Origin of the sequence: Photobacterium minamisatsumaniensis (assembly GCF_050336695.1) — a bacterium.
In the GTDB taxonomy this organism is placed as follows: Bacteria; Pseudomonadota; Gammaproteobacteria; order Enterobacterales; family Vibrionaceae; genus Photobacterium; species Photobacterium minamisatsumaniensis.
In genome coordinates, this window is record NZ_JAKJSI010000020.1 from 56,967 (window position 1) to 82,220 (window position 25,254).

The window sequence follows — 25,254 nt, forward strand, 5'->3', positions numbered from 1 at the left end:
AACAGTCTCTTTTTCGCTAGCAACTATAGTTATGCTAATCTCTTTCTTCTCATACAAACAGATAACGATAACAATGAAAATTTTCAGCAACTTCGAAAGCGGCAACATTCATGTAGTAAAGGCAGAAACGCCTGCGGATATCCAGCTAACGATCCCTGCCGATAATCAATCTGATATCGCCCAGTGGTTCCATTTCCGTTTGGAAAGCCAACCTCAGGTTCAACATAAAATCCAAATTAACGACCTAGCAAAATCTGCTTACCCAGAAGGCTGGCAAGATTATGATGTCGTCGCGTCGTATGATCGTGAAGAATGGTTTCGTATTCCAGCCGAGTTTGACGGTGATACCCTAACCTTCAACGTTATCCCAGAGTATGGCTCGATGTACTTTGCCTACTTTGCGCCTTATACCTACGACCGTCATCAAGATCTTCTTCATCAAGCTCAGATGCACTTCACCTGTCAGCTTGAAACGCTGGGTCAAACCCTAGACGGCAACGACATGAGCTTGCTAACCATTGGTGAGCCTGCAGAAGGAAAGAAAAACATCTGGATCATCGGGCGTCAGCACCCAGGTGAAACCATGGCTGAATGGTTCATCGAAGGTTTACTGCAACGCTTACTTGATGAAACCGATACCGTTGGTCGTGCACTGCTTGATAAGGCCGTATTCCATATTGTGCCAAACATGAACCCAGATGGCAGCATTCGAGGTCACCTACGCACCAATGCGATTGGTGTAAACCTTAACCGTGAATGGCAGACGCCATCAATGGAAAAAAGTCCGGAAGTCTTCCTTGTTCGTGAACGCATGCTAGCAACTGGCGTTGATATGTTCCTTGATATCCATGGCGATGAAGCAATTCCATTCAATTTTGTGGCTGGTAGCGAAGGGATCCCATCTTACGACAAGCGTCTTGAGTCACTGGAAAATGCCTTCAAACAAGCACTGCTGACTATTACCCCTGAGTTTCAGGACGAGCATGGCTACGACAAAAGTGAACCGGGCAAAGCGAACCTAACCGTTGGTTCTAGCTGGGTGGGCGAGCAGTTCAAGTGCTTGTCTTACACTGTTGAGATGCCATTTAAGGATCACAACAACCAACCTGATGAGTTCTACGGTTGGTCACCAGAGCGTAGCGTCGCATTTGGTCAAGATGTACTGGCTGCAGTTTGGGCTGTTGCTGACGAGATCTAAACCATCACCATAAAACGCAATAGCAAAAGGCCAGTACCGTAGGGTACTGGCCTTTTTTGTCCCAATGCCTTGCTCTCGCTTTTCTATCAGGTAAGAACTTTAGAAAACCAAACTGGTTGCACTTTATTGCTCAAGTCGTTAGCATTGCACCAACTTTTCCTAACGAAGAAACCAAGTGACTTTGACTCCGCCTTAGGGCTCCCCATCCGAGCAGCACGCTCAACCATACCGCTATAAGCAGCCAACAGGCTGTCGTATCTATATCTGATTGATCTAATCAATCGGACAATAATCTTATGCTAACAACCATGCCAGTCTATGGTCGGTTTCCTGCATCAAAAAAATGAGTTTATCAATGATTGAAACTGTGAAAAAGCAGTGGCTTGCTAATGTCCGTGTGGACGTATTAGCAGGTCTTGTCGTCGCATTAGCCCTGATCCCAGAGGCAATCGCTTTCTCTATTATCGCCGGCGTAGATCCGAAGGTCGGGCTCTATGCTTCATTCTGTATGGCTGTCATTATTTCGTTTACTGGCGGGCGACCAGGCATGATTTCAGCCGCGACTGGCGCCATGGCATTGTTAATGGTTACGCTTGTTAGAGAGCATGGCCTCGAATACCTTCTTGCGGCTACTTTGTTAACGGGCGTACTGCAGATTATCGCAGGCTACCTTCGCCTTGGTAACTTGATGCGCTTTGTTTCCCAATCGGTGGTTACGGGTTTTGTTAACGCGTTGGCCATCCTCATTTTCATGGCTCAATTGCCAGAGCTGACAAATGTTAGCTGGCACGTCTATGCCATGACCGCTATTGGCCTCGGGATCATTTACCTGTTCCCATATATACCCAAAATTGGCAGCCTCATCCCCTCTCCGCTCGTCTGTATTGTGACGCTTACCGTTGTCACTATCGCACTTGGGCTTGATATTCGCACCGTCGGTGATATGGGACAGCTACCCGACACACTACCCGTCTTTCTTTGGCCTGAAGTGCCTTTGACCATGGAAACCCTTACGATCATCTTCCCTTATTCCGCAGCACTCGCCGTCGTTGGCCTGCTGGAATCAATGATGACCGCAACCATTGTTGACGACCTTACCGATACCGAAAGCGATAAAAATCGAGAATGTAAAGGCCAAGGTATTGCCAATATCGGTGTTGGTCTAATGGGTGGAATGGCCGGTTGTGCCATGATCGGTCAGTCTATTATCAACATTAAATCTGGTGGCAGAGGCCGATTATCCAGTCTATGTGCGGGTGTCTTCTTACTCGTTATGGTGGTTTTTCTGGGCGAATGGCTCAAGTTGATCCCAATGGCTGCCTTAGTCGCTGTCATGATCATGGTATCAATTGGTACTTTTTCCTGGGACTCCATACGCAACCTAAAACAGCATCCACCTTCAACTAACATCGTAATGATAAGTACCGTGGCGGTTGTCGTAACCACGCATAATTTAGCCATTGGTGTGTTTGTGGGGGTGCTTCTGGCCTCGTTGTTCTTTGCCAATAAAATTAGCCGTTTCATGATTATCAAAAACAACGTTCCTTCAGAGCAGACTCTCTGTCGACGCTATGATGTTGTCGGTCAAATCTTCTTTGCTTCATCAGATAAGTTCAGTCAGTCATTTGATTTTAAAGAAGTGATCGATAAGGTAACTATCGATCTCTCTCAAGCCCACTTCTGGGATATCACCGCTGTTTCTGCGCTGGACAAAGTTGTGATCAAGTTCCGTAGGGAAGGCACAGATGTCGAAATAATAGGAATGAATCAGGCAACATCAACCATCGTGGACAAATTCGCAATCCATGATAAACCTGAAGCCGTAGAAAAAATGCTAACAGGGCATTAAAGGAAATATGATGACGAAAATTATTGCATGTCTTGATGGCTCCTCCCTTTCATCTGCTGTCGAAGATACCGCTTGCTGGGCCGCGCAATCTCTTAACGCCCCGCTGGCATTTTTACATGTTATCGATCAACCAGAACAGGCAACTTCGAGTGAATTATCAGGCCAGATTGGACTGGGTAGCCGAGAGCAACTGCTGAACCAGTTAGTCATACTTGATGAACAACGTAATAAACTGGCCGTTAAGCACGGAAAACTGTTGCTTGAAGATGCACAGAAAAAAGCGTTACAACTTGGCTTAATTGATCCGCAACGATTATTGCTACATGGGTCTTTACTCAGCACCTTGGATGAATTATCAGACGAGCTGCGTTTATTGGTGATTGGTAAATCTGGCAACGAACACCAGAACATGCAGCATACGATTGGGTCTCAGCTAGAGAGTGTCGTACGCTCGGTTCAAGCGCATATCTTAGTCGCAACCAATTGCTTTACCGTTCCGGCAGAGTACCTGCTGGCCTATGATGGCAGCGCTATCGGACAAAAGTTGATTGAAAAGGCGATCAAAACACCGCTATTGAAAGGAATGACCTGTCATCTTGTAACGGTAGATAAACAGAGGTCTGATGGTTTTGTACAAGCCAGCCAAAGACTTCAAGCTGCAGGCATTGAGGTTATTGAGCAAGTATTACAAGGCGAAGTTCACTCGACGTTGCTCAATTACCAGCAAGAAAAGCAAATTGAGCTGATTGTTATGGGTGCCTACGGCCATTCACAGTGGCGACAATTTTTCGTCGGTAGTAACACCACGAAAATCATGGCTGACAGTGAAGCGGCTTTACTGTTAATTCGTTAATCCAATAGCCGTAAAAAAGCCAGCAGAAGTACTTGCTGGCTTTATATTCCATCAACGCAGTTTATCGCATGATCATCTGTTCGCGACCTGGACCTACCGATACCATTTTCACGGGAACACCCATTAATTCTTCAATGCGCAATACATAAGCTTGGGCTGCTTTTGGTAACTCTTCAAACTGACGACAACCTGTAATGTCTTCACTCCACGCGTCCATTTGCTCGTAAACCGGTGCCAATGAAGCCGTTTGTGGCCAAATAGGGTTTTCGCTGTGGTCGCCATCATAATCAACACAAATTTTCAGATCTGCCATGCCACTTAAGCAATCGAGTTTCGTTAGGGCAATTTCAGTTGCCGCTTGGATCTCAACCCCATTACGCGTTGCAACTGCATCGAAGTAGCCCATGTCACGTGGACGACCCGTGGTTGCACCAAATTCATTAGAAGCTTCACGGAAAGCGTCTTGCTCTTCCATCGCCGTAACCAACGTGCCTGTACCAACCGATGAGCTAAATGCTTTAGCAACCGCGATCACACGTTCAGGACGTAGCGCTGGCAAGCCACTACCAATACCCGCGTAAGTAGAAATAACGTTCGATGATGTTGTCCATGGGTACTCGCCATAAACCAAGTCACGACCTGCACCTAGCTGAGCTTCAAACAACAGGTTTTCATTTTTGGCTTGTAGTGCTTTAAGCGGCAGCGTGACATTGCAGATGGAATCACGCCAAGGTGCAGAAACGTCTAGCAACCACTGGGTCATTTCCTCTGCCGTTTGCTCAAACTCAAACGTTGGGTAAAGCGCTTTTAGCTGTGGCAATTTCCAGTCCATCATAAACTGGATACGCTCAAGCAATACTTCCGGTTGCTGTAACCAGCCAACCAAAATGCCTTTTTTCATGACGCGGTCGCCGTATGCAGGTGCAATGCCCTGACGGGTAGAACCATAAGCGCCATCACCTAAACGTTCTTCTTCCAACGTATCTTCTAGTGCATGCAGTGGAAGACACAAGGTCGCACGATCTGACACGCAGAGATTTACATTTACGCCTGCAGCTTTCACTTCTTCAATTTCTGTAGAGAGATGCTCTGGGCTAATCACCATGCCAGGGCCTAAAACGGCAATACAGTCTGGGTTAAATACGCCGCTTGGTAGCTGGTGAAGTTTGAAAGTACCAAGATCATTAACAACGGTATGACCGGCATTATTACCACCTTGGAAACGAATGCTTGCCGATGCCTGCTCAGCCAGAAAATCGACAATACGACCTTTACCTTCATCACCCCAGTTTGCACCAACCACAACGATAGACGACATAATTAACTCTCCTCATAAGCGAAGCCTCTATGCTATGCCTCAACCAAAAATAAGAGAAATTAATAATAATTATCAGCTTGATAAGGATTCCATATGAGAATCTAGCTAAAATTAGATAAAATAGGCCGCGTAACTCAAGCCGTATCGGCAATTATTACCATCACCTTCCTGCTTTCGAGGGCTCTGTATGCTAGATCTCAACTGGCTCAATACTTTTGTTACGCTTGCGCATCTTGAGCATTTTGGTAAAACGGCAGCAGCACTGCACATGACCCAGCCAAATGTCAGCCTGCACATAAAGCAACTCGAACAAACAACCCGAGTGAAGCTCATTGAGCGTAGCCCATTTCGTCTAACTCAAGCGGGTGAACGCTTACTGCTTAGCGCACAGCGGTCATTACAAGAGTTACAAGTTTGTCAGGCTGATCTCAATGCCATTAACGACATGAGCCAAGGTACAGTATCCATTGCCGCCAGCGACATTATCTCGCGTCTGTTACTTATTAAACCTTTCCAGTCATTCAAACACGAATTTCCCGGTATTGACCTATCACTTTTTAATACCACCTCGACCCAAGCTGCTGAGTTAGTTAAAAGTGCTAAAGCCGATTTGGGATTTGTGATCGCCCAGAAAGAAAGCCAGCCACTGCACTTTACTGAACTCAGGCAAGTACGCTGGTGTGCACTTGGAGATGGATTAGAAAAATGGCAGCGACTCGCGAAGCAGAATAAAGAGCCAGAAAAAGGTGAGGAACCAACGCTGATATTGCTTGGGCACGATACCCGAACTCGCGATTTAATCGACATGGCACTACCTAGCCTGAAACTACCCAAATACAGAATAATGGAAGTCGGTAGCGTTGATGCACAAATTGACTGGGCCGAAGCAGGTTTTGGTATTGCTATCGTGCCGGCTTTCTCGCTTCACCCTAAACTCAATCTAAAGAGCACGATTACGCCACTGCCGGGTTTTCCAACCACCAGTCTTGGCTATATTGTTAGGCAAAACCAAGTGTTATCTCGAGCAATTAAACAGCTGTTGCAATGGGTCAGTGAGGAGATTGCAAATTCGCCGCATAATTAACAGTGTTGCGCTTATCAAGCGATAGACACCATTCATTCGAGTCAAAAAGTACACAAAAACAATAGAAAATACAGACAGTTAAATTATAACCATCAAATAAAAGCATTATACCGTTCGCAATTAATACAATTAGGCCAACATTCACCCAACCAGCTTACAATGAGTCATATCCATATGTAACTAGTTGAAACAAAGCGCTATTATTACAAGTCTTTTAACCAATAAAATCATGTAGATAATGTATAAACTATTTTACCCTGCGTTAGCAGTTCTTGCCCTGACAGGTTGTGGCGGTAGCAGTAATAGTGACTCAGGCTCATCTTCAAAATCCGCTTCGGAAAATCAAGTCCGAACCATAATGAGTAAGCTTGCTGAAGAAACCTTTGTTGAATCCTATGCTGGTAACATCTACCCACTCAGCGACATTGTTGATCAAGATCTGATAGATAAGAATAACCTCTGGTACTGTCGTGGTGGCCAACTAGCTGACAACACATCTTGGTCTTCTCTTTGTGCAGAAAACTATGGCCTCCCATCAACTGAAGGGTTAACCATGCGCTTTCACGCCACAGCAGAAGACCCAATTCACTACTACTTCAATAACTCAGATAAAATGACAGACGCCAACCAGCAGTTAATCAAATCTGCAATTGCCGAGCTGGAAGTGGTTATGGAAGCGCCTGGGGCGTTTAAATTCATGGGCTATACCGATATTGATACCAGTGTAGAAAACCCATGGAAACACGATATCGACTACTCATCTATTGCAGGTGAAGGTGGCGTTATCTTCTCGGTAGGCACAACTATCAAAGTGTATGATAACCAACAAACCTGCGGTACGGTGTCGGGCGGACCAAACATGTCTACCGGTGCCAACCTGATTGTAGATGAAAACAACTACTTCAACGGCCAAAAAGGCTTTAATTGGATTAACCTCGGTGACAAGTCTGGCCAATGTTGGTTCGATAAAGGAATCGTATTGCACGAAACTGCACATTACCTTGGCTTTATGAAAAACGTTGATGGCGGAGATGGACACTGGCCAGGGTTTGGTGATGATGGCGAGACCTTTGGTGATCGTGCCAAATCTGTGCTTCGCACACTTTACAAAAGCCCAGCTCAAAGCGACCCGCAGAATGTACAAGTTTACCTGTGGCCTGAAAAGTAATTAGAGTGCCTAAAAGCCCCAAAACGACGAAAGCCCAGCATTTCTGTCGAGGCTTTCTAAATGTGGCGGAGTGCTACGAGGGTATTACGGATTTGAACCCTAAATAACAGATGCAAAAAAGCCGCTGATAAGTCAGCGGCTTCTTTTAATGTGGCGGAGAGATAGGGATTTGAACCCTAGGAGGGTCGCCCCTCGCCTGATTTCAAGTCAGGTGCTTTCGGCCACTCAGCCATCTCTCCGTTGTGCGGCGAATAATACGAGGATACGGAAAAGTTGTAAAGGCCCTAAAACACCAAGTGGTTAGAGTTCAAACGATATCTGCACCTTTTGCCTAATCAATACCTTTTAGCACCGCTGATTCAGCCGATAAACAACATCTTACGCTTTATTTTCTATCAACATGGTACCCGCACCCGTATTAGAAATAGGGATATGGTAGTTGCTGTGTAGAACATTAAGTTCACCGCCAAGCATACCAAGACACATAATCAACCTAAGATGTGGATAGAAGACATATGGTTCACCTCATAAAAAAGCCCCAGAATTTCTGCTGAGGCTTCGTTGTAGTGGCGGAACGGTGGGGACGCCTAGTTTGGGCTGGCATTCCAGCGGGACTCATTCGACCGAAGGGCGAAATCAAAATCAGCACATACAAAAAAGCCCCGTCATTTCTGACGAGGCTTCGTTGTAGTGGCGGAGCGGACGGGACTCGAACCCGCGACCCCCGGCGTGACAGGCCGGTATTCTAACCAACTGAACTACCGCTCCAATTCTTTGCCAAGCTCGGTAACTAACCCAACTTGTAGAATGTGGTGGATACGCTCTGGGTATGGAGGATTTGAACCCTCGTTCCCAGATGCTAAGCGGCCAGTATAACTACTGACCCTTATAATGTGGCGGAGAGATAGGGATTTGAACCCTAGGAGGGTCGCCCCTCGCCTGATTTCAAGTCAGGTGCTTTCGGCCACTCAGCCATCTCTCCGTTATGCGGCGAATAATACATACCCTTATCAATTTTGTAAATACTGTTTTTATCAAAATGGATCGTTCGAGTAAAATTTGACCAAAGCGTTAATCTATAAGCCAAATTAGCGCTAAAACAACGGTTATTTAAGCCGTTTCGGGTAATCATAATAAAGTACGTTTGACTCATCTTCTGCGACAGCTTGCCAACAATCCACTTCAAACCCTATGACAACGACGCTGCAGGTCGGCATATTCTCGATTTGAAACCCCAACATATTGGCTAAATCAGTCACTGCAGGGTTATGCCCGACAATCATCAGTCGGTCAACAACATCCCTACATTCACGGATAATATCCAATAACTCAAAAGGCGACTCAGAATATAGCTCAGTACGCGATTCCAACTTTGGCTGACTTTCTAAACCTTTTGCAAGCAAATAAGCCGTCTCTGATGCTCTTAAGGCTGAACTGGTGATAATTAGTTGAGGCGCCATCTGCCAAGCATTCAATTGATGTGCCATTTTCGGGGCATTTTTAAGCCCTCGATGATTCAGTGGACGCTCATGATCGTCTAACATTGGATCGTCCCATGATGACTTTGCATGCCGAACCAAAAACAATAGCTTCATCATTTCCCCCTCAACGCTCGTCTGGCATATTACGTATTTCTACTGCCATTAAGATCAGTTCACTACTTGGTGTATTACACAAAGTATATAAAACCGAGCAGGTTATGCTGTGTCGAATACAAAACAGGTTCCTAATAGGAACCTGCTTGAAGTCATGACTCACTTGGATTTAAGGTATTTACATGGCAGCTTTCACAGCCCGAGCCAACCGATGTGCTGCTTGTTTAGGATCAGCGTCTTTAGCATTAAAGAAGTTACTTACAACATCAAAAATGGCCGCCTGTACATAACTGGTTGTCGCCAAGCCCTGTGAAACACTCGGTACTAGCCCGCCGTTGACCGCGGTCGCTTTAAACGCTGCCATCGAGTCTTTCGCGCACTGATCAAAGTTATCTAATGACATGTCCATTCTGACGGGAATCGAACCTTTATTGAGGTTAAATACCGTTTGAAATTCTTCATCTAAAATGGCTCGAGCTAGGTCTTCCTGAGCTTTTTGTTTATCTTCATCATTCAATTTAAAGAAAGCGAAGCTATCAATATTGTAAGTAAACTGCCCCTGAGTACCTGGGGCTGCGACACAAATATAGTCTTTTCCTGGTACTTTGCCGTCTGCGGCAAATTCACCTTTCGCCCAATCCCCCATTATCTGCATGGCCGCTTTGCCATTGCTCACCATGCTTGTCGCGGTATTCCAGTCGTTACCTCGATATTTGGGATCTACGTAATCTTTCATCCGGCGGAACTGGGTAAAGACCTCAACCATCTTCGCGCTGTTTAATACCGCCATGTCTAAAGATACAAATGCTTTCTGGTAGTCTGACGGCCCTAATACAGCCAAAGCAACGGCTTCAAACAAGGTTACGTTTTGCCATGGCTGCCCACCGCCGTGGGCGAGAGGAATATACCCAGCTTGCTTAATTTTCTCGGCTGCGGTGAAAAAATCGTCAAGCGTAACTGGGATATCAACCCCAACATCGGCAAAGACTTCTGGATTTGCCCATAGCCAGTTTACTCGGTGGATATTGACTGGTACTGCAACATAATCGTCTTGATACAAAATGATATCTTGCGCGACCTTAGGAAGAAATTGCTGCCAGTGATCCGCTGTGGCAACGGCATTTAAATCCGCTAAAAAGCCTAATCGTCCCCACTCTTCAATGTCATGTCCCTTTATTTGTGCCGCAGAGGGTGGATTGCCAGAGACCGCTCGTGTTTTTAAAACTGTCATCGCGCTTTCACCACCACCGCCAGCGATAGCAAAGTCTTTCCATTCATTACCTTGCGCTTCAAGACTCTCTTTTAATAGCTTGACAGATTTCGCTTCACCACCCGAGGTCCACCAATGTAAAACCTCAATTTCACCCGCATAAACCGTTAGCGATGAAGCCACCAAACCAACGCCACAGGCAATAGACAACAGGGTATGTTTCATCATTTTGACCTTTATCTTTCTTTAATCAAACGTGGAATGAAGACTTTCACTTCAAGTCCACCATCAGCGGCATTATGAATGGCTAAGTCACCACCATGAGCATGAATAATGTTACGGGCTATTCCCATCCCCAAGCCATGACCTTCATCATCTTTAGCAACACGGACATAGGGTTCAAAAACCGCTTCAAGTGATTCTTCAGGAATGCCTGGGCCATTGTCTTTAATAATCAGGATGAGTGAACCTTTTTCATCGACAATAATGAACCGGACCTCTTCACCATATTTCACGCCATTATCAATCAAGTTTGTGAAGCACCGTTTTAACGCGAGCGGTTTACCGGTTAATGGCTGGATAGACATTTCAGGTATATGGACTTTGATCTGCCCGTGATTGTACTGTTCAGCAATGCTGCGTAATAACTCTGAAATATCGACTTGCGCTAGGTTTTCGTGCAAATCGGTGTCTTTAACGGTTTGTAGCGCTCCTTTAACCATCATTTCCAGCTCATCGAGATCATTATTAAACTTTTCTATTTTGCTTTCGTCATCAATCAATTCAGCCCGGAGCCGTAACCGGGTAATCGGTGTTTTTAGGTCATGTGATATCGCCGAAAAAAGATGTTCACGATCGTCAATATAACGCCGAACACGTAACTGCATTCGGTTAAAAGCACGTGTTGCCGTGACCAACTCACTGGCCCCTTCCTCTTTAAGCGGCTTCTGATAAATATCAAAACTTAACGCATTAGCCGCATTGGCTAGACGTTTCAGTGGTTTAGTTTGACGGCGGATCATGAAATAGGTAAACACCAGTAGCAAGGTCGTCATGAACCCCATAAAAATGACTTGCTGGCTGGTAATTATCTCATCTTCTAATGTGACATAAGGGGCAGGTAATAACCCAGCAATGTACAGCCATTCATTTTCTGCCAACTCTAGCTGCACAACTAAGATAGGAGGGTTAAGCGGCTCAAGGCTAAGGGTATAGTGCGCCCATGAACGAGGTAAATCCGCTAATAAAATATCATTCTTTAAGACATGTAGCGTTTCAGGTCGTGAGAACTCAACGCGAATAACATCAAGGCGAGGCAGCTTGTCTGTTAGTACATCTTTAAATGTTCTTACTGCGGTATTCCTCATTTGCGACGAAGGAATAGGGTCAATCAAGATTTCTTCTTCATTAAAAGAAACAAAGAAGCGGGTTCCCCCCATGTTTCTCAGTTGATCCAATACGATATGGCGATATTCAAGGGGCAGAGATTGAAAGAATGTCACTGTCGATGCAAACATATTTGCCATGCTTGATGACGCCGATTCTAACCCTTCTAAATCCCGCTGTTTTGATTGTCCGTACCAAATACTGGTCGCAATCATTTGTGCGAGAAAAACGGCTAATAACGTAAACCATAAGGTGCGCGCTAATAATGATTTGGGCACCCATTTTTGAATATTCATATTGTCCAGATCAGCCTTTGGCTGTGTCGTTATACCTAACGTATTGGTCGTTAAGCCCAACCGCCAGCGTGACCCAGAGAAGTAATGATGGCCAGTTGCCTTGCCTGCTGGAGAGCTGGCGGAACGTGTTAGTCTTCGTAGGTCACATCAGCATTAAACGAATAACCATTCCCTCGAATGGTCTTGATTAATCGCTGCTGCGTCCCTTTGTCACCCAAGCGTTGGCGCAGGCGACTTAATTGAACATCGATACTTCTTGCCGACGGTGTTGCCTCACGGCCACGGGTAGCAAATGAAATGGTATCGCGGTCAAGTACTTCATTAGGGCGGGTTAGAAACAGCATCAATAGTGCAAAGTCGCTGCCACTCATATCGTAATCTTTGTTTTTTTCAAGATCATACAAACGCTGTGCAGCCGTATCTAGCCGCCAATGAGCAAATCGGATTGATTTGGGCGCGGCCGGCATTTGCTGAGCTTCTGTTGGCTTTACTCGACGTAAAAGTGCCTTAATTCGGGCCATGAGCTGTCGCGGGCTAAAGGGCTTGGCAATATAATCATCAGCGCCGAGTTCAAGGCCGATAATCTGATCCATTTCGTCTGATACAGCTGTTAGCATAATAATCGGTACATCAGACGTTTTACGAATGTATTGGCATAATGTAAAACCATCATCACCCGGCATCATAACGTCCAATAAGATTAAATCAGGGTAGCCCATTGCGAGACGGCGCTTCATTTCTTCGCCTTCAGCTGCGGTGGTAACAGTAAATCCCGCTTTCGTTAAAAACTCTTCTAACAGCTCGCGGATTTCCTGATCATCATCGACAACAAGAACCTTCTTGCTCGTGTTCATTCTTTCTTCCTTTTCCACCCAGGCAGACAAACATAACAAACCCAATCAAAAAAGGCGCGTACTGCGCCTAAGAATCATGATCTGAATAGGAAAACGGGTTACCTCATCTGGCGATATCGCTCAGGCAATAACCAATGCTATTATGCGACACCCATTTGCACTTTATATTTAGTGACAGCACGTTCAAAAAAGTCACGTTCATCATCATCGCTGATGTTGTTTGCAATTTCTGCAAATACTTCATAGCCTTTTTTGGCATTTTTTACTTGCCACACCGAGTAAGCGGCCTGCTTATCCAGTTCTACACGGTTTTTTTCTGCATCTGACAACTGGGCTAAGTTATGCATTGCTATGTTCCAACATCAATCTATGAATACTGCGGCTAATTTTAGCGAATATCCTAGCCTGATACCAATAACTCGTCATCTATCACCCATTTCCTTCACTCGCCTATACCTATAACCATTAAGCCCACCATAATGGTGGGCTTAATGGACGTTTTAGCACGTTCGAGGGTGTCGGCTAAAAGCCTAGCAATAATTTGAAGGTAATAAAGAACCCAGCCACAACAGCGACAGTTAATGCCACGCTCAATATCGGGCTTAGTGTCGAAACACAAGGATTATGAATAGCGTCAGAAAGTGTAGGCTCATCAAAAACGATTTGTTTCTGGCCTTGAATCAACTCATTGACATAATATTTGATGGTTTCAACCGACTCATCAACGGAGTCAATGACTTGAGCACCTAACCACTTTTCGTGATCGACTAATTGATCCTGAGCCACGGTTCTTGGTTCACTAAAATGGCCAGTCCGGCGGTCAATTACCGACACCTCCATTTTTTCATCACGCTGAGACCACACCCAACAAGGTAGATAGGTACCTTCAACTTTCACTTTACTTGGGAATGGAAACTGCGGATCTTTCATGACATCGAGTAGTTTATCTTTCGAGTCATTAAGATAATGAAGTTGCTGTAAACAACGCTCGAGCCAATGCGGAAAGTTATTACGGAAAGCCGTTTGACGTAACGGCGCTAGTCGAGCAGCACCGCGTACAACATATTCGGTCACCAACTGGCTAACGGACGTGTTATCTGGCCATATGTTTTTCGCAGTCAATGAAGGTAACGTTAAACGCTGGCAAACCGTTCCGCTAGGAGCCACCAGTATCACCGACTGCAGAGCACCCGGCGATGGTAAACGTGATGCCACGTTGTATTCAATACGCCACGGTCTTGATACCTCCTGTAAAATAGACCGATAAACCTGTTCAACTGTGGACTGGTAATATTGATAGTTGGTCATGGCTTGCCTCCGGAGATATCACCTATGGATTACGGCCATTATACTAGAATGGTAACAGCACTAACTTGATCGGAATCTTATTTTCAAACGATGTTTTTTTCGCCATTATTACTATGTTCACACCACCAAAACAATTTATAATCACGTCACCAAAACAATGCAAACCGCTAAGTGATGATTCACAATTATGCCTGAATTAACTATCAGTACGACACTTCCCGAAAACGCACCAATGTCATTACTGCTTGAAGCTGACCCAAGTGAAAAGCAAATACAGACATACCTCGAAGAGTCACTCATTTATGTTGCTATGTTGAATAACAAAGCGGTGGGAGTTTGCGTTATTCAAGCAATGCCATTACACAACGCAGAGTTAATGAATATTGCGGTTTGTCCGACACATCAGTCCAAGGGGATTGGAAGCCAATTGCTACTACATGCCATAAAACAAACAAAGCAGTTAGGCATCAAAACGTTAACGCTTGGTACTGGTACATTTGGTTACCAGTTGTCTTTTTACCAGCGTGCAGGTTTTCGCGTAACAAGCATCGATAAAGATTTTTTCTTACGCCATTATGATGAGCCGATTTTTGAGAATGGTATTCAGCATAAAGACATGCTGAGGTTAACGTTAAGCCTTCAATAAAATAGCCACCAGAGGGTTGTTCGTAGCGAACCAATGGCGGCTAATTCAATGATTTTTTCAAGACGTTGACTTAAAATATTGGCCTACGATTTAAAGGCTAGCGCCAATGCCAAACATGATTGCATTGTTGGTTACATCGCCCATATCGCGATACTCATAACCCAAAGAAAGGTCAATAAATGGTAGCATCGAAAAAACAACACCAGCCCCACCCGTGAAGCCCCAACCGTCGTCTTCTATTTTGCTGCCTGGTCGCTCGATATCGTAGTCATAGTAATTGGTGCCAATTTTCGCATACACGCTACCAATCAATAACGGGATATCGCCCCGTACCGTTAAAGGGAAAGTGGTATAATCGATGTCATTAGATCCACCAACGTTCGCATCAACATCCGCACTGCCCTGCACGACACCCGCGTTGAGTGAAAATATATCATTGATTTGATACGACGCATTAATGCCATATTCAAAACCGTAGTCACTATTACCGTCGTATTCGACTTTCGCACTCCCAGCATGCGCTCCAACTGATAACCCCAAAATATCAGCACTTGCTGGTACTGATAAAAATAATGCAATGGCAGCCACTCCAAACTTTTTCATTTGCTCTTTCCCTCGAATTACTTGCCGTAAAATTCTGATAATTATCTTTAACGAGTAGTTGATGGCCCAATAAATTACCAGTGATACCCCACATTTCCGTGCAGCAAATCACTGTCTCTATTTCATTTTTAAAATAGGCATTTAACGCACACTAACGGCAATGGTATATGCTTATAAAATCATGGCATCGGAGGTGGCTTCAACAATGTTCCGGTTATTACTGCTCTCTGTGTTAGTACTGCTACTGAGTGCCTGTGACAAAGAGAGTTCCCCTAACGCCGACATCATCTATATCAATGGCGATATTGTTACCATGGCCACACCTGCGATTGTCAGTGCCCTTGCAGTAAAGGATGGGCGGATACAAGCGATAGGCACACAAATTGGGGTGATGCGACATAAAGGAGACAGAACAGAAATTGTCGACTTGGGTGGTAAAACGATGCTTCCTGGCTTTATTGACCCACACGGTGCCCTGATGGCAAATATCGAACAATTAGGCTCGATACAGGACGCGCAATTGGCATTTGCAAAGCAAGGTTTTACGACCCTCTCTGAGGGTTCAGCCACAAAAGAAACCATTACCGTCCTGCAGCAAGCAGCCAAAGATGAATTGCTTACCCAAGATATTATCGTCATTCCGCTCTATGACGCTGCGACATTACTCTTATCGAACACGCCTGATATCTTTGGTTATTATCATAACCGTTTGAAATTTGGTGGCATAACACTCGTTTTAGATGGCACTGCCGCAGAAGAGACGGCTTGGCTTTCTATGCCCTACCTTGCACCTCTATCACAAGAATCTGGATGGAGAGGCAAACCCAGCCAACCCTTTAGTCAATTCAAGCAACAGTACAGTGATGCCATAAACCAAGAGCTACAAGTCTTCGTTCGTGCTGTTGGCGATGCAGCTATCGACGCCCTGATTCAGGCGGCATATGATTTAAAAATTAATGCCTCGCAAAATAAGCGCCACGTGGTCATTAAGTCTCGTTTTATGCGGGTTAACCAACTCACTCATTACGTGAAATTGGGTTTTATTCCAAGCTTCTCTACGGGGCATATTTATTTCTACGGTGATAATGATGCCTTACTACTTGGTAAGCAGCGTGCTTACTTCCAAAGCCCCACACTGTCAGCCCGTGAGCTTGATATCGGCTTTACTAACCATACCAGCAGTGCCACCCATGGAATACATGGCTTAAACAGTATTTGGAGTGCCGTCAGCCGCCTCACCCAAGAAGGGATCATTGCTGGTCCAAATGAGCGTATCGACATACTTAACGCCCTCAAAGCCATTACCATAAATGCCGCTTATCAATTTTTCGAAGAAAATAGCAAGGGTTCTCTTGAACCCGGAAAATTGGCTGATTTAGTGGTCTTGTCACAGAACCCCTTAGAGGTTGCACCCGGCTTGCTACGTGATATTCAAATTATCGAAACCATAAAAGAAGGAAAAACACTTTTCAGCCAAGCCAATACCGAGTAAATAATGAAATCCATTACAAGATCACAGGTCTATCCCCTTTATTACATCGATTCTCTTGTAATCACCACAACAACACAAAGATAAATAAACAATTGATATAAAACAAATTAAACTCAAAACCCCCAATGTAACCATAATAAATAGCGACATTCACGCAAACGATATCCCTCGCCCTTTCAACATATTTGGTAATCAAGGTGCTATTTTAGAATGGTGGAGAACCGAAGTGTGATCAGGATCGCGAGATTCTGCGTTGCACTTACTTACACTTTCTCCATCAAGCGACACAACAATACGGCCTCTTCGGTAGAAGCCATTGTGAACGCTTTCTCATAATTATTCGTCATTCTAGGAGTTATCTATGGCTACCCCACACATTAACGCAGAACGTGGTGATTTCGCTGAAACCGTACTGATGCCAGGAGATCCACTTCGTGCCAAGTTCATCGCTGAAAACTATCTAGATGACGTAAAACTTGTATGTGATGTACGTAACATGTTTGGTTACACTGGCACATACAAAGGCCAACCTGTTTCAGTGATGGGTCACGGTATGGGTATTCCTTCATGCTCAATCTATGTACACGAATTGATCAAAGACTTCGGTGTAAAAAACATCATCCGTATTGGTAGCTGTGGTGCTGTACATGACGACGTAAAACTAATGGACGTTATCATTGGCTTAGGTGCTTCTACTGACTCTAAAGTTAACCGTATTCGCTTTAACGATCATGATTTCGCCGCTATCGCGGATTACGGCATGCTAGAGACCGCAGTTAACGAAGCTCGCGCTCAAAATGTACCGGTTCGCGTTGGTAACGTATTCTCTGCCGATCTATTCTACAGCCCAGAAGCGGATCTATTCGATAAGATGGAAAAACTTGGCATTTTAGGGGTAGATATGGAAGCTGCGGGCATTTACGGTGTTGCAGCAGAGCTTGGTGCAAAAGCACTGACTATCTTAACGGTTTCAGATCACATCAAGCGTGGTGAAAACCTTAGTGCAGAAGACCGCCAAAAATCGTTTGCTCAAATGATGAATGTCGCACTAGAAACAGCCATTAAACTGTAACCAATTTCGTGGTCAGTACGCCCCGATGTACTGGCCACTTTTTCTTTGTATTATTTTCAAGCAATACCTCTACCATCATCGCTAGATGTTATAGGTATTGCCGAAAATAGGGATGTTAGTGTCAACAAAATGCTTTAGCCTACTGAACCGCTGCTCAATATTTTGTAAAATGTGGCGTCTTACACAATTTGACGAATGAAACCCCTTCAGGTTTCAATTCAAGCGGTAAATAATGGCGACAACAAATTGCAGGTACTAATTATGTGCAGGGTTAAGAATTACCTACCCTGTACTTCCCTTCCCTCTTCATTATTTATAAAGACAAGCGAAACGGATAACACAACGGTTACTCAAGCCCATGGAATAACGTTAGGCTGGCATGATGAAAACACCCCACAGCGATAATCACACCCTTTTGCTTCCTGAAGCAAGTCACGGTACCCAGCTTAATCACTGTAAAACCGTCAGTTGCAAACATTTTGGGTCAACCGATACCAGTCATTATGTTCTACAAAGAAGCAATCCGAAAAAGCCGATTCTTGTGTGCCGTGAATGCGGTGCTTTCCCACCATTGGTGAATAACCATGATGTCGACGCTGAAGTCACACGACTTCAGCAGCAGCAACGCTGTGGTCTACCCGCTTGTAATAATGCTGAGTGTGAAAACCTTGGACTGCCCGTTCTCACTCACCGTCATTTGTATCATGCCTTTGGTTATAGTGGTGATCGTCAACGCTATCGATGCAAATGTTGTCAGGCTACTTTCGTCGACCGCTGGTCTGGGTTTAATAATAAAAACCAATTACAACAGAAGTTATTGGCTATGTTATTTACGGGCTATTCAGTGCGCGATATCTGCCGACGTTTGGATATGAACCCAAAATCGTTTTATGATCACTTGTCTCACATCGCGAGTCGCTGCCGACGCCAACTAACCATCTTTGATGCCCGCTTATTCAAACATGCAAAGTCACTTGAATTAGCGTCAAACATTCGTCCACTACAACCAAAAAGTAATAATGGTGTGCTGTGGATGGCCAGCTGTGAAGCCCAAACAGGCTATGTTGTTGCACAAGATATTAATTACCAACAAACAGCAGAAATTCAGGGCACAGCTCAGCATGACCCATACGTGAATGGGACACGGTTTATGTCTGTTCCCATCGAAGATCCGATTGAAACAAACACCGCTCCCCTACAAGGGTTATTGGCACAAATTGACACGAAATACCGTGATATGATGTCAAGGCCCAACCTTGAAGACCCATTAACCAGTATGCCAAGGATTAATTATCCAGCTAAAGGTTGTTTAATCCGGCCACAATACACCGTATATGCCCACTACCTTCATCTACGTGGCATGATCGAAAATAATCACTCATTGTCAATTTACATGCCGCAAGAAACCTTGTTGCGTTCAGCCTGTATCTCCATTTTTGTCGATCATATAAAAGGCAAAACCATCCACCCTATTTATGTCGAATACGATCCTCACTGGCAACATAACCAATCTGTAGAGCGTATCGACATTGTCTTAATGGGTTGGTGGCGAGACCGATGGGCCTTTACCCGCCACAACAGTATCAGTAAAGGTATTTGCCACCTTGGCGGAGAAAAAGACAATGAAGGATATTGGCTTGAGCATGCCTCGCATGACGCAATTACCGAATACCAACAGCGCTTTCAAGACCAATTTAGCCAGCTGGTTAATGAGCCACGTAGAAAGCTTCGTCCAGGTGGTTTACTGCCACTGCTCGATATTTACCGAGCATGGAATAACCTATGCCATCAAGACCGTAATGGGCAAACACCAGCACAAAAAGTTGGTCTCATTACAAGTCCGTTAACACTAGAGCAACTGCTAAGCTAACGTCGTACATTTAAACTCTATTTTATCGCTCACAATACGCAACAACGCTAGTATTGTGAGCGCTATTATGATCGATGAGATCGTATTTCTTCATATCAATCTAGACAATAGATTGATTCCTACCAGCCTTCTATACGACACTCATTATTAATAAAACAAGAAAGTAATATCGAAATGGATTTCGAGGTGTAGTTTGCAATATATTTTTTCAAATCGAATAAAACCAATTTTGCTCGGCAGCATGCTTTTTATTGGTATCGTTCCTGCCTTTTTTTATAGCTGGTTTAGTAGCGATAAATTATCGACGGTTGCTATCGGCCAAATAGCCAAAGGGCTTAGTAGCCGTAACGAACTGGCGGCTCACAACCTCGATGATATTCTCGCTCAACGGGTACTCAGTATTCAGAAACTGGCGAGTTCTCCCGTTTTCGATTTAGCCTCAAATAACAGCATTATCACCGATGATTTTATAACCAGCTACCTGAAAGAACTCGTGACTGTGGATGCTGGCTTTGGCGAGATATATCTGCTTGAAAATCAACAACAGCAACTTTCACTATTGGCTGGCTCTACCGAACAATCACTGCCGGAGTTAGATTCAGCGCTCAAGCAAGCTGGTATTAATTTACAATCTGTACGCATTGAAACCTTGCCTAGCACTCCGTCACCGATATTTTTCTCATCAACACAAAACCAAAACAGTAACCCGTATATTTATATCGTCTCGACAGTGCGTCACTCACACCAGCCTACTGACGCTAAAGAGCGTTTTTTAATCATCAAATATAAGCTTGAAGAACTAAACCGCCAACTGACTTACTTGGGCGAACGTATTAGCAATAGTGACTACATTATGCTGATTGATCCGCAAGGTAATGCAGTACTAACAGGCCGTGACCAAGATAAAACAACAGCGGCCTTTATCGATTTTAAGCGCTTTTTCCAACAGTCAGTGGATAAGCAACCAACAGCGGCTAATGAGCTCATAACCTACGACAATCAGCTTGGCGAAACCATGGTCGCAACCTTGTCGCCATTAACTTTCCGTTTAGATGGCGTTCCGCACTGGTCACTCGTTTCCATCACCCCTAAACACACTGTTACTGCGACGATTGAGTACCTACATCACTATTTTATGCTGGCGCTGCTCGCAACGGCTGGTGTCGTGTTAATTTTATCGTTGATGCTATCACGACGTATCACAGTGCCGATCGCCAAGCTTTCTCGATTCGCAGCACAGTTCAGACTGGGCAACTATACCCGTAATGAAAACTTTCATGGTCCACATGAATTTAAAGTACTGCACGATGCCCTGAACCAAGGGGCAGATAAAATTTCCTACGATACTGGAAGGTTAAATCAAGCGTTACATAAAGCAGAATCTGCAGATAGTGCTAAATCGGCCTTTTTAGCGAACCTCTCTCATGAGATACGCACTCCGATGAACGGCATGCTCGGCCTTGCGCAGCTTTTACTTAAGACTGATTTAAATAAGGCGCAAGAACAGCACTTATATACCTTGCTTGATTCCGGTAAACACATGATGTCACTGCTTAATGACATCCTCGATTTTTCTAAGATTGAGCAAGGTCAGCTCAAACTAGATCCCACTCACTTTTGCTTTACCGATCTCATTGGTACCATTGAAAGTACCTATTACTCACTCGCTAAAGAAAAAGGTATCGGATTTAATATCCACTGCGAGTTTGACCAAACAGGTTGGTTTTATGCAGATAAAGCGAGAATCCGCCAGATTTTGTTTAACTTAAGCAGTAATGCCGTCAAGTTCACCGAAAAAGGCCATGTGGATATTACGCTTCGCCTTTGTGATAGCCGTGAAAAAAATCACCACGTTTTAACCATTATTACCAAAGATACGGGCATTGGTATTCCAACCGAACGTATCAGCCAGATTTTTAACCCATTCGCCCAAGCAGAAGCTTCGACCAGCCGGCGTTTCGGTGGTACAGGGTTGGGATTAAGCATTGTTAACCAGCTTGCAACGCTGATGAAAGGCGACATCAAGGTCGAAAGCCAAACAGGGCAAGGGTCCACCTTTACCGTCAATCTAACCGTTGAAAAAGGGCAATACATAGAGGAGGAGAAGCATGATGTCGCTTTTGATCAAAGTGCTTTCTCTAACTTAAAAGTCCTTATTGTCGAAGACAATCACTTGAACGTCATGATCATTGATACCTTTCTAAAGCACAGAGGTTTCAAAACAGATGTAGCAGAAAACGGGGCTGAAGCCCTGGCGATGCTAGAAAATAATATCTTCGACCTTATTTTGATGGACAACCATATGCCCGTTATGGATGGGATCGAAGCAACCAGCCGTATTCGCGCCCTACCCACTATTGCCAGCCAAACGCCAATTTTCGCCTGTACCGCCGATGTTTTTGCAGAAACTCAGCAAAACATGCTTAATGCTGGCGTCGAATGTGTGATCACCAAGCCGCTTGATGAACGGAAGCTTATTGATGCCCTACAACGTTTTAAAAGCAGAATCACTGCGATGGCTTCACTCCGTTCACTAAATACCATCGGTGAAAACGTTCAAGAACTAACGCTCGCTTTCTCTGAGGATGACGATCAAGAAGCTCCTCACACCATCGTCACTCAGCATCATTCAGCGGCCACATCAAATCGAACCACTAACGAAGAAAACCATATAGAAAGCATGAGTGATATGGTTAACGAAGGCTTTGATGACTTTGATGACTTTGACGTGGATGATGCACCCTCTGGCTTTACACTCGATCCTGATGCTTTTACAGAAATAGACATTAATACATTATTAGAAGTGATGGATAACGACCACGATATTTCTGTTCAATTCCTTCATATGTTCTGCGATGAACACGGAGGCGATGTGTCGCGCTTAAAGCGCACATTAGAGCAAAGAGATTTTGATAATGCAGTATTGATCAGCCATTCATTAAAAGGAGTCTCAAGCAGTGTTTGTGCATATAAAGTTCACCAAGCCGCAATCGTTGTTGAGCAGCAGGTAAAGCAACAACAGCTCCCATCAGAACAAGATATCAACCACCTTGAAGCAAGCCTCATTGCTGCTTGTAGCCAAATCAAAGAAAAGCTGTCTTAACCCGCAGGTTGTAAGGTGCCTTCATATGAAGGTGCCGTAATTTATGCCGTGTGTGTGTAACTAAATCCACTCAGAGCTCTCCCTCATATCTGCGCTAGCACCTGCACAATGACTCCTTCGCCTACGATAAACAACGCCATGTAATATTGTGTAATAACTAACCATGGCCTTTAATATACACTCAACAGCATATTCTTAGTCGATATCATGGGTTGTCGAAACTGATGTTGTGAGTCTTCTTTTCACGCTATACATCAACGCGCGTAGTACGTACTGGCTAAGCTTTTCAAACATGAAGCCCGCTCATACATGAAGGGATACTAACCATGACCACCAACGTAGATGAATCCACGATCGTTTCTGCTGCAATTTATCCACCTATTGGAGTAACGCGTGTCGGCAATAGCTTAAATGAATTCTTCATTGGGCCAGAGGTCAATCAACCGCAGGCCCAAGACGCCAATTATTATCGGGATTCTAGTGGGGCATTAAAACGTCAAGCAGCACGGTTTCGGATTTATGGGTTAAATACACATGGAAACATCGTTAAAGAACTAACAACGGATAACGCAGTAATTAACTGGACAGCTCAGCTCGCCAATCAAAAATCCTCTTGGTATAAATTTGAATTAGCGTTAGATATTCCCGAAGCAGTGGATGCGACACCATCAACGCTGCGTAATGAAAGTCAACCCGACCGCAGCAAGCTGCTGATCGATGGCGGCCAGCAGCAAGTAAGCGGATGTAACATCGATGGTCAATCAAGCCGGTTCATTGGAAGCTTTGGCTTAGTCAATAAGTCAGGAGAGTTAAAAGATACATCCGTCTATTTAGGTGAAATGCGCACAGATGAAAAAGGTCGCTTAGTTATGCTCGGTGGGCACGGTAAAGCTGAAAACCTCAACGGCGAACTCGCCGTGTCCTTTGGTAACAATGAGGGCTGGTATGATGATACCTCTGACGGGCCAATAACAGCCGAAGTAACAATCGATGGCAAACCAATCTATGTTAGACCTGCTTGGGTTATTTGCGCGCCACCAGATTATGCACCGATGCAAAAGTCTGTCAGAACTATGTGGGACTTAATGCGTGATGTGGCCGTCTCTGCCCGAATGCTTCCCGAGCCTAAAGAGCCTTCTTTCACTCATGACATATTGCCCATTTTTCAACGAATGACAGACTTACAGTGGGTCAATGCTGGGTTTGCCGCAGGCTTTGGCTGGGATAGTCCCTTTGATTTTACATCTGAAAAGTGGCTATCTCGCCTCAGTAAACGCTTTGACACCACGAAAGAGTCCGATACATGGCAAGAACTCCGTCGCACGCTCTATAATAACTTTCGTCGCTTAGACACCGATTTTAAACTGACAGCTGATATTCCAAGTTCTGTCTCTAGCTGGAACCCTGAATATAGTGCGCTATCACCACAACAATGGCCGTGGATATATGGTGATGCCATGGATAAGCATGCAACTGACTCTCCACGCCAGTTTGCCAGTTTAACGCGAGTTCAATTGAGCGCCTTAGCACAGTGGGTAGAGGGCGATTTCATAGATGATTACGTCCCTTGCTCCCCCACAGTGACAAGTATTGAAGATGTTCCTTTAGCTGAACAGCCAGATATGTTGACCAAAGCGGCAATGGAGTTTTGTCTTGCTGATGCTTTCCACCCAGGTTGTGAATTGACATGGCCAATGCGCACGCCGGGCATGTATTCAGAGGCATTCCGTTTACAGCATGCTGATAATACCGCTCCAACTCATAACATTAATTATGGGCCTGTGATGACGCCACAAATAACCCAACAACCAAATGGCCCACTATTAAGTGGTCAAATTGCTGGCGGGCTTACCCGCTGGATGGCTATCCCGTGGCAAACGGACACCGCCAGTTGTCGAGATGGCTACAATGAAGCTTATGACCCGTATCTACCAACATTCTGGCCTGCTCGCGTGCCAAATAACATGCTAAACCATAGTAATTACCAAAAAGTGATCGATGAAGCCCACTCGATGGAAGATAGGCAGCAGGCGTTTAATGAACGTGAGTTTTGGTTAGAAGATCTTCCAATAAGCGAAGGTTTGGAACCCTCAGCCATTTATCAAGCACAAATTAATAGCATGGTGACGAACTTTGACAAACTAGCCATCGTTCTACCGAAGTCTAAAGTAGGCATTACTGGGTTTCCAAAAACCATGCAAGTAGGTTTAACACATAACGAGCCTGAAAGTACGGTACTTTTTGATTCTAAAACATTCATGGAAGTTAAATCGAAGAATACCCTCAAGTGCCGTCCTAATTTAAGTCTGACTGACAAAGCCAACCGCTTTGTAAGAAAAGGCTAGGCCG

19 protein-coding genes and 3 tRNA genes are annotated in these 25,254 nt (G+C 44.6%); 11 read left to right on the forward strand and 11 right to left on the reverse strand.

The features are described 5' to 3' along the window. The first annotated feature begins 73 nt into the window (after positions 1–73). The 3 genes from L4D78_RS11040 (at position 74) to L4D78_RS11050 (ending at position 3,900) form a co-directional block, all read left to right on the forward strand. Positions 74–1,198 carry a M14 family metallopeptidase gene (locus L4D78_RS11040; protein WP_428466972.1) on the forward strand — a complete coding sequence of 375 codons (1,125 nt, stop codon included), beginning with the start codon at positions 74–76 and terminating at the stop codon, positions 1,196–1,198. A 355-nt stretch (positions 1,199–1,553) separates the two neighbouring features. Beyond that, positions 1,554–3,047, forward strand: coding sequence for a SulP family inorganic anion transporter (locus tag L4D78_RS11045; RefSeq protein ID WP_428466973.1), 1,494 nt, complete (start codon positions 1,554–1,556; stop codon positions 3,045–3,047). A 10-nt stretch (positions 3,048–3,057) separates the two neighbouring features. Then, positions 3,058–3,900 (forward strand): universal stress protein, encoded by an 843-nt coding sequence (locus L4D78_RS11050; protein ID WP_428466974.1) that lies wholly within the window; start codon positions 3,058–3,060, stop codon positions 3,898–3,900. Between the two features lie 61 nt (positions 3,901–3,961). On the opposite strand, the gene L4D78_RS11055 is transcribed toward L4D78_RS11050, so the two are convergent. Next, on the reverse strand, positions 3,962–5,218 hold the full coding sequence (locus tag L4D78_RS11055; protein WP_428466975.1) for an adenylosuccinate synthase: 1,257 nt from the start codon (positions 5,216–5,218) through the stop codon (positions 3,962–3,964). Between the two features lie 187 nt (positions 5,219–5,405). On the opposite strand from L4D78_RS11055, the gene L4D78_RS11060 reads away from it, so the two are divergent. Further along, entirely contained in the window at positions 5,406–6,302 is an 897-nt protein-coding gene (locus L4D78_RS11060) for a LysR family transcriptional regulator (protein ID WP_428466976.1), read from the forward strand. A 238-nt stretch (positions 6,303–6,540) separates the two neighbouring features. After that, positions 6,541–7,470 carry a hypothetical protein gene (locus L4D78_RS11065; protein ID WP_428466977.1) on the forward strand — a complete coding sequence of 310 codons (930 nt, stop codon included), beginning with the start codon at positions 6,541–6,543 and terminating at the stop codon, positions 7,468–7,470. Between the two features lie 151 nt (positions 7,471–7,621). Here the strand turns inward: L4D78_RS11065 and L4D78_RS11070 are convergent. From L4D78_RS11070 to L4D78_RS11110, 9 genes are all read right to left on the reverse strand, one after another. After that, positions 7,622–7,709, reverse strand: a tRNA-Ser gene (locus L4D78_RS11070). Positions 7,710–8,161: 452 nt separating this feature from the next. Continuing rightward, positions 8,162–8,238: transfer RNA gene (locus tag L4D78_RS11075), tRNA-Asp, on the reverse strand. 126 nt (positions 8,239–8,364) lie between these two features. Next, positions 8,365–8,452, reverse strand: a tRNA-Ser gene (locus L4D78_RS11080). A 124-nt stretch (positions 8,453–8,576) separates the two neighbouring features. Next, the gene (locus tag L4D78_RS11085) at positions 8,577–9,065 is read right to left on the reverse strand and encodes a SixA phosphatase family protein (RefSeq protein WP_428466978.1); all 489 of its coding nucleotides are present in this window, start codon (positions 9,063–9,065) and stop codon (positions 8,577–8,579) included. 178 nt (positions 9,066–9,243) lie between these two features. Beyond that, a complete protein-coding gene (locus L4D78_RS11090; protein WP_428467038.1) occupies positions 9,244–10,500 on the reverse strand; it encodes an ABC transporter substrate-binding protein in 1,257 nt (418 codons plus the stop codon). An 11-nt stretch (positions 10,501–10,511) separates the two neighbouring features. Continuing rightward, on the reverse strand, positions 10,512–11,957 hold the full coding sequence (locus L4D78_RS11095) for an ATP-binding protein (RefSeq protein ID WP_428466979.1): 1,446 nt from the start codon (positions 11,955–11,957) through the stop codon (positions 10,512–10,514). 128 nt (positions 11,958–12,085) lie between these two features. After that, positions 12,086–12,811: a response regulator gene (locus L4D78_RS11100; protein WP_428466980.1), complete on the reverse strand. Its 726-nt coding sequence runs from the start codon at positions 12,809–12,811 to the stop codon at positions 12,086–12,088. 140 nt (positions 12,812–12,951) lie between these two features. Beyond that, positions 12,952–13,158, reverse strand: coding sequence for a DUF3283 family protein (locus L4D78_RS11105; RefSeq protein ID WP_428466981.1), 207 nt, complete (start codon positions 13,156–13,158; stop codon positions 12,952–12,954). Positions 13,159–13,333: 175 nt separating this feature from the next. Then, positions 13,334–14,119, reverse strand: a complete 786-nt coding sequence (locus L4D78_RS11110) for a hypothetical protein (RefSeq protein ID WP_428466982.1) — start codon at positions 14,117–14,119, stop codon at positions 13,334–13,336. 187 nt (positions 14,120–14,306) lie between these two features. Between L4D78_RS11110 and L4D78_RS11115 the strand changes: the two genes are divergently transcribed. Then, on the forward strand, positions 14,307–14,765 hold the full coding sequence (locus tag L4D78_RS11115; protein WP_428466983.1) for a GNAT family N-acetyltransferase: 459 nt from the start codon (positions 14,307–14,309) through the stop codon (positions 14,763–14,765). A gap of 90 nt (positions 14,766–14,855) precedes the next feature. Here the strand turns inward: L4D78_RS11115 and L4D78_RS11120 are convergent, their stop codons facing one another. Continuing rightward, the gene (locus L4D78_RS11120; RefSeq protein WP_428466984.1) at positions 14,856–15,368 is read right to left on the reverse strand and encodes a porin family protein; all 513 of its coding nucleotides are present in this window, start codon (positions 15,366–15,368) and stop codon (positions 14,856–14,858) included. A 205-nt stretch (positions 15,369–15,573) separates the two neighbouring features. On the opposite strand from L4D78_RS11120, the gene L4D78_RS11125 reads away from it, so the two are divergent. The 5 genes from L4D78_RS11125 to L4D78_RS11145 all read left to right on the forward strand — a co-directional run bounded on the left by L4D78_RS11125 (position 15,574) and on the right by L4D78_RS11145 (position 25,250). Beyond that, positions 15,574–16,860 (forward strand): amidohydrolase, encoded by a 1,287-nt coding sequence (locus L4D78_RS11125; protein WP_428466985.1) that lies wholly within the window; start codon positions 15,574–15,576, stop codon positions 16,858–16,860. A gap of 361 nt (positions 16,861–17,221) precedes the next feature. Next, positions 17,222–17,932, forward strand: a complete 711-nt coding sequence (deoD, locus tag L4D78_RS11130) for a purine-nucleoside phosphorylase (RefSeq protein ID WP_428466986.1) — start codon at positions 17,222–17,224, stop codon at positions 17,930–17,932. 379 nt (positions 17,933–18,311) lie between these two features. Next, the gene (locus L4D78_RS11135) at positions 18,312–19,802 is read left to right on the forward strand and encodes a transposase (protein ID WP_428466987.1); all 1,491 of its coding nucleotides are present in this window, start codon (positions 18,312–18,314) and stop codon (positions 19,800–19,802) included. A gap of 193 nt (positions 19,803–19,995) precedes the next feature. After that, positions 19,996–22,905 carry an ATP-binding protein gene (locus L4D78_RS11140; RefSeq protein ID WP_428466988.1) on the forward strand — a complete coding sequence of 970 codons (2,910 nt, stop codon included), beginning with the start codon at positions 19,996–19,998 and terminating at the stop codon, positions 22,903–22,905. A gap of 326 nt (positions 22,906–23,231) precedes the next feature. Continuing rightward, positions 23,232–25,250, forward strand: coding sequence for a LodA/GoxA family CTQ-dependent oxidase (locus tag L4D78_RS11145; RefSeq protein ID WP_428466989.1), 2,019 nt, complete (start codon positions 23,232–23,234; stop codon positions 25,248–25,250). The last annotated feature ends 4 nt before the right edge of the window (positions 25,251–25,254 follow it).

Excerpts from the sequence above, each read along its gene's own strand:
- L4D78_RS11040 (WP_428466972.1), top strand. The coding sequence starts at position 74 with ATGAAAATTTTCAGCAACTTCGAAAGCGGCAACATTCATGTAGTAAAG.
- L4D78_RS11045 (WP_428466973.1), top strand. The coding sequence starts at position 1,554 with ATGATTGAAACTGTGAAAAAGCAGTGGCTTGCTAATGTCCGTGTGGAC.
- L4D78_RS11050 (WP_428466974.1), top strand. The coding sequence starts at position 3,058 with ATGACGAAAATTATTGCATGTCTTGATGGCTCCTCCCTTTCATCTGCT.
- L4D78_RS11055 (WP_428466975.1), bottom strand. The coding sequence starts at position 5,218 with ATGTCGTCTATCGTTGTGGTTGGTGCAAACTGGGGTGATGAAGGTAAA.
- L4D78_RS11060 (WP_428466976.1), top strand. The coding sequence starts at position 5,406 with ATGCTAGATCTCAACTGGCTCAATACTTTTGTTACGCTTGCGCATCTT.
- L4D78_RS11065 (WP_428466977.1), top strand. The coding sequence starts at position 6,541 with ATGTATAAACTATTTTACCCTGCGTTAGCAGTTCTTGCCCTGACAGGT.
- L4D78_RS11085 (WP_428466978.1), bottom strand. The coding sequence starts at position 9,065 with ATGAAGCTATTGTTTTTGGTTCGGCATGCAAAGTCATCATGGGACGAT.
- L4D78_RS11090 (WP_428467038.1), bottom strand. The coding sequence starts at position 10,500 with ATGAAACATACCCTGTTGTCTATTGCCTGTGGCGTTGGTTTGGTGGCT.
- L4D78_RS11095 (WP_428466979.1), bottom strand. The coding sequence starts at position 11,957 with ATGAATATTCAAAAATGGGTGCCCAAATCATTATTAGCGCGCACCTTA.
- L4D78_RS11100 (WP_428466980.1), bottom strand. The coding sequence starts at position 12,811 with ATGAACACGAGCAAGAAGGTTCTTGTTGTCGATGATGATCAGGAAATC.
- L4D78_RS11105 (WP_428466981.1), bottom strand. The coding sequence starts at position 13,158 with ATGCATAACTTAGCCCAGTTGTCAGATGCAGAAAAAAACCGTGTAGAA.
- L4D78_RS11110 (WP_428466982.1), bottom strand. The coding sequence starts at position 14,119 with ATGACCAACTATCAATATTACCAGTCCACAGTTGAACAGGTTTATCGG.
- L4D78_RS11115 (WP_428466983.1), top strand. The coding sequence starts at position 14,307 with ATGCCTGAATTAACTATCAGTACGACACTTCCCGAAAACGCACCAATG.
- L4D78_RS11120 (WP_428466984.1), bottom strand. The coding sequence starts at position 15,368 with ATGAAAAAGTTTGGAGTGGCTGCCATTGCATTATTTTTATCAGTACCA.
- L4D78_RS11125 (WP_428466985.1), top strand. The coding sequence starts at position 15,574 with ATGTTCCGGTTATTACTGCTCTCTGTGTTAGTACTGCTACTGAGTGCC.
- deoD (WP_428466986.1), top strand. The coding sequence starts at position 17,222 with ATGGCTACCCCACACATTAACGCAGAACGTGGTGATTTCGCTGAAACC.
- L4D78_RS11135 (WP_428466987.1), top strand. The coding sequence starts at position 18,312 with ATGATGAAAACACCCCACAGCGATAATCACACCCTTTTGCTTCCTGAA.
- L4D78_RS11145 (WP_428466989.1), top strand. The coding sequence starts at position 23,232 with ATGACCACCAACGTAGATGAATCCACGATCGTTTCTGCTGCAATTTAT.